Origin of the sequence: Achromobacter sp. UBA2119 (assembly GCF_002331005.1) — a bacterium.
GTDB classification, from domain to species: Bacteria; Pseudomonadota; Gammaproteobacteria; order Burkholderiales; family Burkholderiaceae_B; genus Achromobacter; species Achromobacter animicus.
The window spans coordinates 188,818-203,946 of sequence record NZ_DCYD01000023.1; the positions used below are offsets into that span (position 1 = coordinate 188,818).

The window sequence follows — 15,129 nt, forward strand, 5'->3', positions numbered from 1 at the left end:
AAGTAATCGGCAAAACAAGTCTAGGGTTTTTACCACCTGCCGCCATGGTCACCCTCTACCGCAACTACGATCGCGCCGAACTGGACCTCCAGTACAACGCTCGCGCGACAGTACCCGACATCCAACCGATACTCAAGAAATACGCCGAGGACAGCGCCACGGCGCGCAGCACGCTGGAATGCGCGCTGGACGTGCCTTTTGGCGATCATCCGGATGAACTGCTGGACATATTTCCAGCCGCGGCCGGCAAGTCCGGCGCGCCCGTCTTCGTGTTCATCCACGGCGGCTACTGGCGACTCTTGTCCAAAAACGAATCCAGCAACATGGCGCCCGCGTTCACGCGGGCGGGCGCGGTGGTGGTGTCGGTGAATTATTCGCTGGCCCCCGCCGTCACGCTGGACCGTATCGTGGACCAGAACCGGCGCGCGCTGGCCTGGATTCACCACCACATCGCCGAGTACGGCGGCGACCCGTCGCGCATCCACATCTGCGGCAGCTCGGCGGGCGGCCATCTGGTCGGCGCGCTGCTCGCCGGCGGCTGGCATGCCGGTTATGACGTGCCGCCCGGCGTGGTCAGAGGCGCCGCGCCCCTGTCGGGCCTGTTCGACCTGCGCCCGCTGGTGCACACCCACATCAACGAATGGATGCGCATGAGCGAAGCCGATGCCATCCGCAACAGCCCCGCCTTGCATTTGCCGCAGGCGGGCTGCCCGCTGGTGGTCAGCTACGGAGAATCCGAAACCGACGAATTCAAGCGCCAGAGCGATGATTATCTGGCCGCATGGCGGGCGCGCGGTTTTCCCGGTAGGTATGTACCAATGCCGGGGACCAATCATTTTGATATTGTCCTGACGCTCAACGATCCGAACAGCCCGCTGACCCAAGCCATCTTCGAACAGATGGGTCTGGCGCCCTCTTCACCCCCGCATTCCCGGTAATCTTCCGAGCCATGACCGATACCCCCGACCTGGAATCCCGCGCCGCGCCCGACGACCATCACGCGCTGCGCCTGTGGCTGCGCATGCTGACCTGCGCCAACCTCATCGAAGGCGAGATCCGCAGCCGCCTGCGCAACGACTTCGACACCACCCTGCCGCGTTTCGACCTGATGGCGCAGTTGCAGCGCGCGCCCAAGGGCATGAAGATGGGCGAGCTGTCGCGCCACATGATGGTCACCAACGGCAATATCACCGGGATCACCGACCAGCTCGAAAAAGAAGGCCTGGTGGTGCGGACCAAGGTCGAGTCCGACCGCCGCAGCTCGCTCATCAAGCTGACGCCGCAAGGCAAGAAGAGCTTTGCGCGCATGGCCCGCGCCCACGAAAACTGGGTCAAGTCCATGTTTGCCGAACTGCCCGAGGCCAGCCGCAACGCCCTGTTCCAGGCGCTGGGCGAACTGAAGCTGCAGGTGGTGGCCACGCGCTCGGCGGCGGCCCGCGACTGAGGGCGGACCAGGACTTTTTCGCGACGGTCCGGCCTGCCGGATTGGCGCATAATTGCCGCCATGATTCCGGTTTCTCTTCCTGGCGGTAATTTCTATGTGCTGATGGCGGCTTCGCTCGCCTGCCTCGCCACGCTGTTCACCTGGCTGGCCGCCCTGGCCACCTCGCCCGGCGCGCGAGACTGGCTGTCCGGCCACCGGCGCGCCGGCACCGTCCTGATGGCCGTGCTGGCCGTCATCGGCGCCATCTTCCCGTATCAGCAGTTCAGCCAGTGGTTCTCGGTCCAGCGCGAAGCGCAGGCCGACGACGCGCGCAAGACCGTGCTGTCACAACCCACGCAACTGGCCGGCGTCCAGATGCCCACCGGCACCACGCTTCGGCTTGCCACGCCCGGTGAACTGGCATCGTTCGACCGGGCCGTCTTTCCCGAAACCCACCCGGCAGACATTAACGGCGTCGCCGCGACGCGCCTGTTCCGTTACCCCGCCACGCCCAAGCAGCCCGAAACCCTGTCCGCCGAGATCGCGCGGGACCAGGCGCTGGAAGGCTGGCTCTGCGCGCACGGTCATCGCATCGAATTCGTGGTGCAAGGCGGGCATCCGCAGTTTTCCAGCTGCCACCTTGCCATCGGCAATACGCTGGACCAGCAACCGGTGCCTGCGGGTGCCTGGCTGAAGGTCGACCCCGCCGCGCGCGGCACGCCGCTGGACAAGACCGGCACGGCGCCCCGCTGGCTGCTGCGCACCGAAGGCAGCGACGCTCTGACCGTCGCCGGGATTCCCTTGCTGAAGGTCGACCTGCAACTGGACGCGCAGCGCCGGATGCTGGGCTTCGAGGGTCTGGCGGCGCGCGACACCGTCCTGGGCGAAATGACCTACCCGCCGGGCACGCGCGTTCTGGCCGCCAACCCGCGCCTGCAGGGCGCGCAGCCCGGCGATCTGCTGTTCTCGCCGTCCCGCGGGCGCTCGGCGCGCCGGGCCGGCGGCGAAGACGTTCCGGCCGGCAAGTCGGTGCTGCAGGCGCCCGACGGCACGGTGCGCAGCGTGCTGAGCAACCGCGAAGCCGGCGTGCTGGACGTGGCCGCCATGCGCATGGCTCCCTGAGGCCGGCACACCCCTCGGGTTGCCGAGGGGGCCGGCCACCCCCACCGGATCCGGTGGGATAATACGAACCTTTCCCGCGCGCCGCCGTGCCTGGCGGCGGTTCCGTCCCGCTCACACCAAGAGACGAAGTCATGGCCGTTAATCTGCAGATCCCCTCCGAGTCCGAAATTTTTCCTGTTGCCGGCGTAGAAATCGGCGTCACCGAGGCCGGCATCCGCAAGGCCAACCGGCGCGACCTGACGGTGTTCCGTTTGGCCGAAGGCACCAGCGTGGCGGGCGTTTTCACGCGCAACCGCTTCTGCGCCGCCCCGGTGCAGGTCTGCCAGGCCCACCTGGCCGCCGGCGGCCCGATCAGCGCGCTGGTCATCAACACGGGCAACGCCAACGCCGGCACCGGCGAAGAAGGCCTGAAAAAAGCCAAGGACACGTGCGACGCGCTGGGCAAGCTGCTGGGCGTGCCTGCCTCCCAGATCCTGCCGTTCTCCACCGGCGTCATCCTGGAACCCCTGCCGCTCGACCGCCTGGTCGCCGGCCTGCCCGCCGCCATCGCCGACCTGGCCGCCGACCACTGGTCCAGCGCCGCCCACGGCATCATGACCACCGACACGCTGCCCAAGATTTCGTCCGCCAAGGTGCAGATCGATGGCAAGACGGTCACCTTCACCGGCATCAGCAAGGGCGCGGGCATGATCCGTCCCAACATGGCCACCATGCTCAGCTTCCTGGCCACCGATGCCGGCATTGCCCAGCCGCTCCTGCGCAAGCTGGCCGTGGAAATCGCCGATGCCTCGTTCAACCGCATCACGGTCGACGGCGACACCTCCACCAATGACTCCTTCATCATCGCCGCCACCGGCAAGTCGGGCGTCAACGTCAACAGCGAATCCGACGCCGCCTACGCCGCCGTGCGCGAGGCCCTGACCGCCGCCGCGCTGGAACTGGCCACCAAGATCGTGCGCGACGCCGAAGGCGCCACCAAGTTCATGACGATCCGCGTCGAAGAAGCCGGCAGCACCGAAGAAGCCCTGAAGGTCGCGTATGCCGTGGCGCACTCGCCGCTGGTCAAGACCGCGTTCTTCGCATCCGACCCCAACCTGGGCCGCATCCTGGCCGCGGTCGGCTACGCCGGCATCGACGACCTGGACGTGTCCAACATCCGCCTGTGGCTGGACGACGTGCTGGTTGCCAAGAACGGCGGCCGCAACCCCGACTACCAGGAAGCCGACGGCCAGCGCGTGATGAAGCAGGCCGAGATCTCGGTGCGCATCGCGCTGGGCCGCGGCCAGGTCAGCGACACGGTCTACACCTGCGACTTCTCGCACGAGTACGTGTCGATCAACGCCGACTACCGTTCCTGATCGACCATGACGGCTACCGAGTTCACCACGCTGATCCAGCGCGCCGAACGCGTGCTGGCGCAGCTGGAGGCCTTCCTGCCTCCCGCCCCGCCCGATATCGACTGGACCGCCCACGCGTTCCGCTGGCGCAAGCGCGGCGCGCGCGGCTGGCTGGACGCCGTGCGCCACGTGGCGCGCATCGACATGCAGGACCTGCAGCACATCGAGCGCCAGAAGGCCACCATCGACCGCAACACGCTGCAGTTCCTTGAAAAGAAGCCCGCCAACAACGTGCTCATGACCGGCGCCCGCGGCACCGGCAAGAGCTCGCTGGTCAAAGCCATGCTGGCCGCCTACGGCGACCGCGGCCTGCGCCTGATCGAAGTTGACAAGTCCGACCTCGGCGACCTGGCCGACATCGTCGAACTGGTGGCGGCGCGGCCCGAGCGCTTCATCGTGTTCTGCGACGACCTGTCCTTTGAAGAAGGCGAGGCCGGCTACAAGGCGCTCAAATCGGTGCTGGACGGATCGGTGTCGGCCTCGGGCGACAACGTCCTCATCTACGCCACGTCCAACCGGCGCCATCTGATGCCGGAATACATGAGCGAAAACCTGCAGGCCAAGCACCAGCCCGACGGCGAGATCCACCCCGGCGAAACCGTCGAGGAAAAGATCTCGCTGTCCGAGCGCTTCGGTCTGTGGCTGTCGTTCTACCCGTTCAAGCAGGACGACTACCTGGACATCGTGTATCACTGGCTGCGCGAGCTGGGCTGCCCTGAGCAGCACATCGAACCCTCGCGCACCGAGGCGCTGCAATGGACCATCGAGCGCGGCTCGCGTTCGGGCCGCGTGGCCTATCAGTTCGCACGCGACTGGGCGGCCCGCCATGTCTGAAAAGATCGTCGACGTCGCCGCCGGCCTGATCCTGCGCCCGGACGGCAAGCTTCTGCTGGGCCAGCGGCCCGAAGGCAAGCCCTGGTCCGGCTGGTGGGAACTGCCGGGCGGCAAGCTCGAACCCGGCGAGACCGTGCTGCAGGCGCTGGCCCGCGAGCTTCAAGAAGAAATCGGCATCCGCGTCACGCAGTCGCGCCCGTGGGTCACGTACGTGCATGCCTACCCGCACACTACGGTGCGCCTGGCCTTCTGCCACGTCACCGGCTGGGAAGGCGAGCCGCAAAGCCTGGAAAATCAGCGGCTCGAATGGGTGGATCCGGCCAATGCGGCCTCGGTGGGCGACCTGCTGCCCGCCACCCTGCCTCCGCTGCGCTGGCTGCAATTGCCCACCACCTACGGCATCAGCGCCATTGGCTCGCGCGCGGGCATCGCGCCGTTCCTCGGCCGCCTGGACGCCGCGCTGGCGCGTGGCGCGAAGCTGGTGCAGTTCCGTGAACCACAATGGCCGGACGGCGTGGGCGCCAGTTCGCTGCACGAAGTGCTGCAACAGGTCATCAAGCGCTGCCGCGCCGCTGGCGCGCGCGTGCTGGTCAACAGCATCCATCCCGTTGCATGGTGGAAAGAAGCCGACGGCGTGCACCTGCGCACGGCAGACGCGCTGCGCCTGACCGCCCGTCCGGAATTGCCCCGCAATGCGCTGGTCGGCGTCTCCGCGCATGACAACGCCCAGGTCGTCCACGCCCGCGAACTGGGCGCGGACTTCGCCGTGCTGGGCCCCGTGCTGGAAACGCCCAGCCATCCCGGCGCGCCGACGCTGGGCTGGGAAGGGTTTGTGGAAGGCAACCGGGATGCCGGCATACCGGTGTTCGCGCTGGGAGGCCAATCCACCCAGACCGTCTCGCAAGCCTTGCGCCACGGCGCGCACGGCATCGCCGGGATCCGCGGCGTGCTCTGACGCGCATCGCACTTCGCCTGGCCGTCCGACGGCCCATGCCCCGCATGGGCCGTTTTGTTTTTGACTCGCGCGGGAAAGCGCGCATAGACCAAACCCCCGCGCCGATGCACCCTACATGCCGAGACCGGCCGCCATCACGCGGACGGGGTTGCATGCGCCTGGCGGACAGACGCATGGCATCGCATCGAGGGAATCCATGTCTGACATCGCATTTGCCACCCTGGCCGATCTGGCGGATGGCCTGGCGCAAGGCCGCTACAGCTCAGTGGAATTGACGCGCCACTTCCTGGACCGCATCGACCGGGCAAATCCCACACTGGGCGCTTTCATCAGCGTGGACAACGCGGGTGCACTGCGGCTGGCCGAAGCCTCCGACGCGCGGCGGCGCGCGGGCTACGGGCTGCTCAGCCCGCTGGACGGCGTGCCGGTGGCGGTCAAGGATTTGTGCGACATCCAGGGCCACATCACCACGGCGGGGTCCGAGGCCTGGCGCGAACGCCGCAGCGGCGTCACCGCCACCGCAGTCACGCGGCTGCTGGACGCGGGGATGGTGATGCTGGGCAAGACCCATATGGTGGAATTCGCCTTCGGCGGCTGGGGCACGAATCCTGTCATGGGCACGCCGCGCAATCCCTGGGACCTGGAGCGTGCGCGCGTGCCCGGCGGCTCATCCAGCGGATCCGGCGTCGCCGTGGCGGCCGGCCTGGCGCCTGCGGCCCTGGGATCGGACACCGGTGGATCGGTCCGGATCCCGGCCGCCCTGAACGGCATCACAGGCCTGAAGACCACGCGCGGTCTCATCAGCCTGCACGGCGCGGTGGCGCTGTCGACCACGCTGGACACCTTGGGCCCGCTGACCCGCGACGCCCGCGACGCGATGCTGCTGACCGCACTGATGGCCGGCCACGACACTCAGGACCCGTTGACGTTCGGCATCCCCGCGTTCGACTACCGGGAGCCGGCCGGCGGCGCGCAGCCTCTGCGCGGCGTACGCATCGCGGTGATGCCGACGGCACAGCATCCCATCGCCGTGGACGCCGACGCGCTGTCGGCGCTGGACGACGCGCGCCGCGTGCTGGCCGCGCTGGGTGCGGATGTGGCAGAGACGCCCCTTCCCTTCGACTTTCGCGAGATGATGCAGCGCAACGGCCAGATCATCTCGGCCGAAGCCTACGCGTTGCATCGCGGCTACATCGAGGACCCTGCCAAGCCCATCGGCCAGTATGTGCGCGCGCGCGTGCTGTCGGGCAAGGGGATCTCGGCCGCCGACTACATCGCGGCGTTGCAGGCGCACGCGCAGGCGCGCCGCGACTGGGTGGACTGGATGCAGGAGTTCGACGCCGTGCTCACGCCAGCCGCCCCGTTCGGCGCGCGTCCTCTGACCGAGGTGGACGAAGCGGCCACTCCGCTTGCGGCGTTCACCCGCCCGGGCAATTACATGAATGCATCCGGGTTGGCGCTGCCCGCGGGCTTCACCAGCGACGGCTTGCCGCTAGGCGTGCAGTTGCTGGGCAAGCCCAACGCGGAAGGCGTGCTGGGCAAGATCGGCATCGCATTCCAGGCGGTCACCGAATGGCACCGCCAGCGGCCGGATCTGAAGGCGGTTGGCTTGTAAGGCCACGGCCTGGCGCAGGGGCGCCGGCCCCGCGCGTGGTTACTGCGCCGGCGTTTGCGCGGCAGGTGTTTGCGCGGCGGACGTCTGCGTCACGGCCGGCCCGGCGCCGCCAGCACGCGCCGTCTCGACCGGCAGTCCTTCCCAACCGCCACCCAGCGCAACGATCAGATTGACGCTGGCCACCAGCCGGTTGCCCAACAGGCTCAGCGCATTGCGCTCGCTGCTGAGCGCCGTGGCGTCCACCACGGCCACGCTCAGGTAGTCGACCAAGCCCGCCTTGTACTGGTTCTGGATCAGGCGCAACGATTCGCGCGCCGATTCCAGCGCGCGGCGCTGCACGATCTGCTCCTGCTCCATCACGCGAAGCTGGATCAGGTAGTCCTCGACCTCGCGCAGACCGGTCAACGCCGCCTGGCGATAAGCCGCAGCCTGCGAGTCGTACGAGGCGCGGGCCTGCTCGACCTGGGCGTCGCGCGCGCCGCCGTCGAAGATCGTCAGCGCCAGGGCCGGCCCCAGCGACCAGAAACGGGCGGGCGCCGTCAGCAACTCAGCGAACTCGCCATTGCGAAAACCGCCGTCGGCCGACAGCGTCAGGCTGGGGAACCACGCGGCCTGCGCCACGCCGATCTGCGCGTTGGCGGCCGCGGCGCGGCGTTCGGCGGCGGCCACGTCGGGACGGCGCTCGAGCAGCTCGGAGGGCAGGCCAACCGGAATCTGCGGAAGCCGCAACGTGAACACCGCAGGCGGCAGGCTGAACTGCGAGGGCGCCTGCCCCATCAGCACCGCGATCGCGTGCTCGTACTGACCGCGCTGCCAATCCAGGTCGATGGACTGCGCGCGGGTGCTTTCAAGCTGCGTGCGCGCGACGGCCACGTCGGCCTGTCCCGCGACGCCGACTTCGTAGCGGTTCTGCGTGAGCTGCAATGACTTTTCGTACGCGGCCACGGTGGCGTCGAGCAGGCGCTTCTGTTCGTCCAGCACGCGCAGTTGCAGATAGGTTTGCACCAGCGCGGCCTGCGCGCTCAGGCGGGTCGCGCCCAGGTCGGCCAGGCTGGCGGCGGCGCTGGCTTCAGAGGACTCGACGCTGCGGCGCACCCGGCCCCAGACGTCCAGTTCCCAGCTGACGCTGCCGGTCAGCGAATACTGGTTGGACACGTTGCTGCCGGAACCCGTCGACGAACCGCTCTGCCCGCCGTTGCCGCCTCGGGTCATGCCCGCCCCCGCGCCCACGGTGGGGTAGAAGCCCGAACGCGCGCCGCGCACCAGACCCAGCGCCTGACGGTAGTTCGCCTCGGCCTGCGCGATGGTCTGGTTGGACGTGTTCAGCCGGTCCACCAAGCCATTGAGCGTGGGGTCGTCATAGACCTTCCACCACGCGCCGCGGTCGGCGTCGGCGCGCGGCTGGGCCGGCTTCCAGCCGGGCACCTCGACCTGGCCTTCCTTGTAGGCCGCGCCCACGTCCAGCGCCGGGCGCTGATAGTCGGGCCCGACCGCGCAGGCGCCCAGCAGCGCGCAAAGCGCGAGCGTGGCCGCGGTGCGGGCAAGAGTGGCGAAGGAATACGGCTTGGTACGGATCATGTGTGTTCTATGGAAGCGGAATTCCCGCCCCGCGAGGCGCGCCGGCGCGCGGCCCACAGGCGGAAGCGGTCCAGATAAAGATAGACCACGGGCGTGGTGTACAGCGTGAGGATCTGGCTCAGCACCAGGCCGCCCACGATGGTAATGCCAAGCGGCTGGCGCATCTCGACGCCGGCGCCGGTGGCCAGCACCAGCGGCAGCGCACCGAAGATGGCCGCCATCGTCGTCATCATGATGGGACGGAACCGCGTGAGGCACGCCTGAAAGATCGCGTCACGCGGCGTCATGCCGTGGTGGCGTTGGGCGTCCAGCGCAAAATCCACCATCATGATCGCGTTCTTCTTGACGATGCCGATCAAGAGGAACACGCCGATCAGCGCAATCAGCGTGAAGTCGTATCGCACCAGCAGCAGGGCCAGCAGCGCGCCCAGGCCAGCCGACGGCAGCGTGGACAGGATGGTGAGCGGGTGGATGAAGCTTTCGTACAGAATGCCCAGCACGATGTACATGGTGACCAGCGCGGCCAGGATCAGCCAGGGTTGCTGCGCCAGCGTCTGCTGCAACGCGGCGGCGGTGCCCTGAAAGCCCGCCTGGATCTGGTCAGATGGCAAGCCCAGGCGCGCCACGGCATTGTCGATCGCGGTGGTCGCCTGCCCCAGCGACACGCCGGGTGCCAGGCTGAACGAGATGGTGTCGGCCACGAACAGGCCCTGGTGACTCACGCTGAGCGGCGCGTTCGCGTTTTCAAGCTTGGTGAACGCCGACAGCGGCACGCGGGCGCCGTCCGCGGTGATGACCTCGACCTGGCGCAGCGATTCGATGTCCTGCGCGAACTTCGGGTCCACGCCCAGCACCACGTGATACTGGTTGAGCGGCCCGTACATGACCGACACCTGGCGCTGGCTGAACGAGTTGTTCAGCACCGTGGAAATGGTGGCCATACTGATGCCCAGCCGCGTCGCGGCTTCGCGGTCGATGACCAGGTTGATCTCGCGGCCGCGGTCCTCGACGTCGGCGTCCACGTCGGTGATCTCCGGAATCTTGGCCATCGCCTGCTGCACCTTGGGCATCCACGTGCGCAGCAGTTGCAGATCGCCCGACATCAGCGTGTAGTCGTACGAACCCTGGCTTTGGCGGCCACCGATGCGGATGTCCTGCTGCGACACGAGGAACAGGCGCGCGCCGGGCATGTTCTGCAGCTTGGCGCGCAGGCGATTGATGACGACGTCGGCCGAAACCTTGCGCTCGCCCAGCGGCTTGAGCTGGATCTGCATGAAGCTGCTGTTGCTGCCGCCGCGCCCGCCCGCGTATCCGGTCATGCTTTGCACGGCCGGATCGTCCAGCACCACCTTGCGCAGCGCTTCAAGCTTGGGCAGCGTGGCCTGGAACGACGTGCCCTGGTCGACACGGAAAAAGCCCAGCAGCTGACCCGTGTCCTGCTGCGGGAAAAAGCCCTTGGGCACCACGGTGTACAGATAGACGTTCAGGCCCACGGCGATCGCCAGCGTCAGCATCATCAGGCGGCCGTGCGCCAGCGCCCAACCCAGCGAGCGGCGATAGCCGTCCTGCATGGACTGAAAGCCGCGCTCGGTCCAGCGCGCCAGCCGGCCCGGCGGCTTGGGGTCCTTGGGTTCGGGCCGCAGCAGGCGCGCGCACATCATGGGCGTGAGCGTCAGCGACACCACCAGCGACACCAGGATGGCGGCGGACAAGGTGACGGCAAACTCGCGGAACAGACGCCCCACCACCCCGCCCATCAGCAGGATGGGGATGAACACCGCCACCAGCGACAGGCTCATCGACAGCACCGTGAAACCGACCTCGCGCGAGCCGCGCAAGGCGGCGCGCATCGGCGACATGCCGTTCTCGACATGGCGCATGATGTTTTCAAGCACCACGATCGCGTCGTCCACCACGAAACCCGTGGCGACGATCAGCGCCATCAGCGAGATGGTGTTCAGCGTGTAGCCGCACAGGTACATGATGCAGAACGTGCCGATCAGCGACACCGGCACCGCGACGCTGGGAATGATGGCCGCGCGCCAGCGCCGCAGGAACAGCAGCACCACCAGCACCACCAGCCCGACGGCGATGATGAGCGTCAGCTCGGCCTCGTGCAGCGACGCGCGGATGCTGGGTGTGCGGTCCTGCGCGACCGTCATGTTGACGTCGGCGGGCATCAGCGCCTGCAGCACGGGCAACTGCGCGCGCACGGCGTCCACGGCTTCGATGATGTTGGCGTCGGCCTGCCGCCGCACGACCATCAGGATCGCGTTGCGGTCGTTGAAGAAGCCGGTCTGATACAGGTCTTCGACCGAGTCTTCCACCTTGGCCACATCGGACACGCGCACCGGCCGGCCGTCGCGCCAGGCGACGATCAGCGGCCGGTATTCCTCGGCCCGGCTGAGCTGGTCGCTGACCATGATCTGCCAGTGGTAGCGGTCGTTTTCAAGCACGCCCTTGGGGCGGTTGGCATTGGCGTTGGCCAGCGTGGCGCGCAGTTCGTCCAGCGACACGCCCTGGTTGGCCAGCGCCCCAGGCAGCACCGTCACGCGCACCGCCGGCAGCGAGCTGCCGCCCACCGTGACCTCGCCCACCCCGTCCACCTGCGACAGCTTCTGCGCCACGATGGTGGAGGCCAGGTCGTACAGCTGGCCCTGGCTGAGCGTGTCGGACGTCAGCGCCAGCGTCAAGATCGGCGCGTCCGACGGATTGGACTTGTTATAGGTGGGATTGCTGCGCAGGCCGGTCGGCAAAAGCGAACGCGCCGCGTTGATCGCGGCCTGCACGTCGCGCGCCGCGCCATTGATGTCGCGCGACAGGTCGAACTGCAGCGTGATGCGCGTGGAGCCCTGCGAGCTGCGCGAGGTCATTTCCGTGACGCCCGCAATGCTGCCCAGCGAGCGTTCCAGCGGCGTGGCGACGCTGGAGGCCATGGTCTCGGGACTGGCGCCCGGCAGGCTGGCCGACACGGAAATAGTGGGGATGTCCACCTGCGGCAGCGGCGCCACGGGCAACAGAAAGAACGCAAGCATGCCGGCCATTACGACCGCCAGGCTCAGCAGCGTGGTCGCCACCGGCCGGACGATGAAGGGGGCCGACAGAATCATCGCGCGTCTCCGGCGGACGGCGCGCCCGCGCCGCGCCAACGGCGGGACATGCGATCGAACATCAGGTAGATGACCGGCGTGGTGAACAGCGTCAGCACCTGCGACAACAGCAGGCCGCCGACCATCACCAGGCCCAGGGGCTGGCGCAGTTCAGCGCCGGTGCCGGTGGACAGCATCAGCGGCAAGGCGCCGAACAGCGCGGCCAGCGTGGTCATCAGGATGGGCCGGAAGCGCAGCAGCGCGGCCTCGTGGATGGCCTCGCGCGGCGCGAGTCCCCGCTTGCGTTCGGCGTCCAGCGCGAAGTCGATCATCATGATCGCGTTCTTCTTGACGATGCCGATCAGCAGGATGATCCCGATGATGCCGATCATGTCCAGTTCCGTGCCGCTGATCAGCAGCGCCAGCAACGCCCCCACGCCCGCAGACGGCAGCGTGGACAGGATGGTGATGGGGTGGATGTAGCTTTCATAGAGCACGCCCAGCACGATGTACATCGTGACCACGGCCGCCAGAATCAGCCACAGCGTGCTGGACAGCGAATTCTGGAACGCCAGCGCCGCGCCCTGGAAGCGGGTTTCGACACTGGACGGCATGCCGATTTCGGCTTCGGCCGCCTTGATGTTTTCCACAGCGTCGGACAACGAGGCGCCGGGCGCCAGGTTGAACGACACGGTCACCATCGGGAACTGGTCGAGCCGGTTCACGGCCAGCACCGTCCGGCCTTCGCTGATGTGCGCGACCGACGACAGCGGCACCTGCGCGCCCGTGGACGTGGGCACGTGGATCTGCCCCAGCGCGCTGGGCGACATCTGGAACTGCGGCAGGACTTCGAGCACCACGCGGTACTGGTTGGACTGCGTGAAGATCGTGGAGATCAGCCGCTGGCCGAAGGCGTTGTACAGCGTCTCGTCGATGACGGCGGCGGTGATGCCCAGCCGCGAGGCCGCGTCGCGGTCGATCTCCACCCACGTCTGCAGGCCGTCGTCCTGCAGGTCGTCGGCCACGTCCATCAGGCCCGGCACGGCGCGCAGACGCTCGACCAGCTTGGGCGTCCATTCGCTCAGCACCTTCAGGTCGGGGTTGGACAGCGTCATCTGGTACTGCGTGCGGCTGACGCGGTCTTCGATGGTCAGGTCCTGCACCGGCTGCATGTAGACGGTCAGGCCGTCCTGCTTGTTCAGGCTTTCCTGCAGGCGGGCCATGACGGTGCGCAGGTCGCCGTTGCGCTCGGCCTGGGGCTTGAGCGAAATCTGCATGCGGCCGGCGCTGAGCGTGGCGTTGCTGCCGTCCACCCCGATGAAGGACGACACGGCCTGCACGTCGGGATCGTCCAGCACCAGGCGGGCGGCCGCCTGCTGGCGCTGGGACATGGCGGTGAACGAAATGGACTGCGGCGCCTGCGTGATGGCCTGGATGAGGCCGGTGTCCTGCTGCGGGAAGAAGCCTTTGGGCACCACCAAGTAAAGCAGCACGGTCAGCGCAAAGGTGGCCACCGCCACGATCAGCGTCAGCGTTTGATGGCGCAGCACGACCTGCAGCATGCGGTCATAGCCGGCGATGATGCGGTCGATGAAGGCGCCCGTGGCCTGATGAAAACGCCCGTGCTTCGTTTCGGATTCGGCGCGCAGTAGGCGCGCGCACATCATCGGGGTCAGCGTCAGCGACACCACCAGCGAAATCAGGATGGCCACCGCCAGCGTGATCGCGAACTCGCGGAACAGCCGGCCCACGACCTCCGTCATGAACAGCAGCGGAATCAGCACGGCGATCAGCGACAGGGTCAGCGAGATCAGCGTGAAGCCGATCTGCGACGCGCCTTTCAGCGCGGCCTGCATCGGCTTTTCGCCTTCTTCGATGTGGCGGGCGATGTTCTCGATCATGACGATGGCGTCGTCCACCACGAAGCCGGTGGCAATGGTCAGCGCCATCAGCGTCAGGTTGTTGATGGAGAATCCGGACAGATACATGATCCCGAACGTGCCCACCAGCGACAGCGGCACGACGACGCTGGGAATCAGCGTGGCCGTCAGGCTGCGAAGGAAGATGAACGTGACCATGACCACCAGCCCGACAGCCAGCAGCATTTCAAACTGCACGTCGGCGACCGAGTCGCGGATGGTCTGCGTGCGGTCCGACACCACCGTCACGTCCAGCGTGGCGGGCAGCGCGGCGCGCAACTGCGGCATCAGCGCCTGGATACGGTCGACCACGTCGATTACGTTGGCGCCGGGCTGGCGCTGGATGTTCAACAGGATGGCGGGTTTGTCGCCGGCCCACGCGGCCTGGCGGGTGTCTTCGGCGCCTTCCACCGCGCGCGCCACGTCGGCCAGCCGCAACGGCGCACCGTTCTTGTACGCGATGATCAGGCTGTTGTAGTCGGTGGGCGACTTGAGCTGGTCGTTGGCGTTGATGGTGGTGGAGCGCTGCGGACCGTCCAGGTTGCCCTTGGGCTGGTTGACGTTGGCGCCGACGATGGCGGTGCGCAGGTCGGCCAGCGACAGGCCATTGGCTGCCAGCGCCTGCGGATTCACCTGGACCCGCACGGCCGGGCGCTGCCCGCCCGCCACGCTGACCAGACCCACGCCCGGAATCTGCGACAGCCGCTGCGCCACGCGCGTGTCGACCAGATCGCGCACCTGCGGCAGCGGCATGGTGGGCGACGTGATCGCCAGCGTCAGCACCGCCGCGTCGGCCGGATTGACCTTGTTGTAGGTGGGCGGCACCGGAAGGTCGGACGGCAGCAGGTTCGACGCGGCGTTGATGGCCGCCTGCACCTGCTGTTCGGCCACGTCCAGCGGCAGCGTCAGGTTGAATTGCAGGGTGATGACCGAGGCGCCGCCCGAACTGGTGGACGACATCTGGTTCAGGCCGGGCATCTGGCCGAACTGCCGCTCCAATGGTGACGTGACCAGCGACGTCATGACGTCGGGACTGGCGCCGGGATACAGCGTCACGACCTGGATCGTTGGATAGTCGACTTCGGGCAGCGCCGAAACCGGCAGGAAACGGTAGGCGATGAGGCCCGCGATCAGGATGGCCACCATCGACAGGGTGGTGGCCACGGGGCGCAGAATGAAAAGGCGCGACGGGCTCAC

General features: G+C 67.7%; 10 protein-coding genes. 7 read left to right on the forward strand and 3 right to left on the reverse strand.

Annotated elements, in window-relative coordinates; translation table 11 throughout:
- Positions 1 to 44: 44 nt before the first annotated feature.
- From B3098_RS28580 to B3098_RS28610, 7 genes are all read left to right on the forward strand, one after another.
- On the forward strand, positions 45 to 938 hold the full coding sequence (locus B3098_RS28580; protein ID WP_286900759.1) for an alpha/beta hydrolase: 894 nt from the start codon (positions 45 to 47) through the stop codon (positions 936 to 938).
- A gap of 11 nt (positions 939 to 949) precedes the next feature.
- Positions 950 to 1,444 carry a MarR family winged helix-turn-helix transcriptional regulator gene (locus tag B3098_RS28585; RefSeq protein ID WP_056564603.1) on the forward strand — a complete coding sequence of 165 codons (495 nt, stop codon included), beginning with the start codon at positions 950 to 952 and terminating at the stop codon, positions 1,442 to 1,444.
- A 60-nt stretch (positions 1,445 to 1,504) separates the two neighbouring features.
- A complete protein-coding gene (locus B3098_RS28590; protein WP_286900762.1) occupies positions 1,505 to 2,545 on the forward strand; it encodes a hypothetical protein in 1,041 nt (346 codons plus the stop codon).
- A gap of 131 nt (positions 2,546 to 2,676) precedes the next feature.
- Positions 2,677 to 3,903: a bifunctional glutamate N-acetyltransferase/amino-acid acetyltransferase ArgJ gene (gene argJ, locus B3098_RS28595; RefSeq protein ID WP_286900764.1), complete on the forward strand. Its 1,227-nt coding sequence runs from the start codon at positions 2,677 to 2,679 to the stop codon at positions 3,901 to 3,903.
- 6 nt (positions 3,904 to 3,909) lie between these two features.
- The gene (locus tag B3098_RS28600) at positions 3,910 to 4,776 is read left to right on the forward strand and encodes an ATP-binding protein (protein ID WP_175186021.1); all 867 of its coding nucleotides are present in this window, start codon (positions 3,910 to 3,912) and stop codon (positions 4,774 to 4,776) included.
- Positions 4,769 to 5,731, forward strand: a complete 963-nt coding sequence (locus tag B3098_RS28605; protein WP_286900767.1) for a Nudix family hydrolase — start codon at positions 4,769 to 4,771, stop codon at positions 5,729 to 5,731. Before B3098_RS28600 ends, B3098_RS28605 begins: the two co-directional genes overlap by 8 nt.
- A 196-nt stretch (positions 5,732 to 5,927) precedes the next feature.
- Complete coding sequence (locus tag B3098_RS28610) at positions 5,928 to 7,346, forward strand: amidase (protein ID WP_286900769.1); 1,419 nt, start codon at positions 5,928 to 5,930, stop codon at positions 7,344 to 7,346.
- A 39-nt stretch (positions 7,347 to 7,385) separates the two neighbouring features.
- Here the strand turns inward: B3098_RS28610 and B3098_RS28615 are convergent, their stop codons facing one another.
- Genes B3098_RS28615 through B3098_RS28625 form a run of 3 tightly spaced genes read right to left on the reverse strand, consistent with a single transcriptional unit; the run spans position 7,386 to position 15,129 of the window.
- On the reverse strand, positions 7,386 to 8,924 hold the full coding sequence (locus B3098_RS28615) for an efflux transporter outer membrane subunit (RefSeq protein WP_286900770.1): 1,539 nt from the start codon (positions 8,922 to 8,924) through the stop codon (positions 7,386 to 7,388).
- A complete protein-coding gene (locus B3098_RS28620) occupies positions 8,921 to 12,034 on the reverse strand; it encodes a multidrug efflux RND transporter permease subunit (RefSeq protein WP_218342218.1) in 3,114 nt (1,037 codons plus the stop codon). The genes B3098_RS28615 and B3098_RS28620 overlap by 4 nt, the downstream gene beginning before the upstream one ends.
- On the reverse strand, positions 12,031 to 15,129 hold the full coding sequence (locus B3098_RS28625) for an MdtB/MuxB family multidrug efflux RND transporter permease subunit (RefSeq protein ID WP_286900772.1): 3,099 nt from the start codon (positions 15,127 to 15,129) through the stop codon (positions 12,031 to 12,033). The genes B3098_RS28620 and B3098_RS28625 overlap by 4 nt, the downstream gene beginning before the upstream one ends.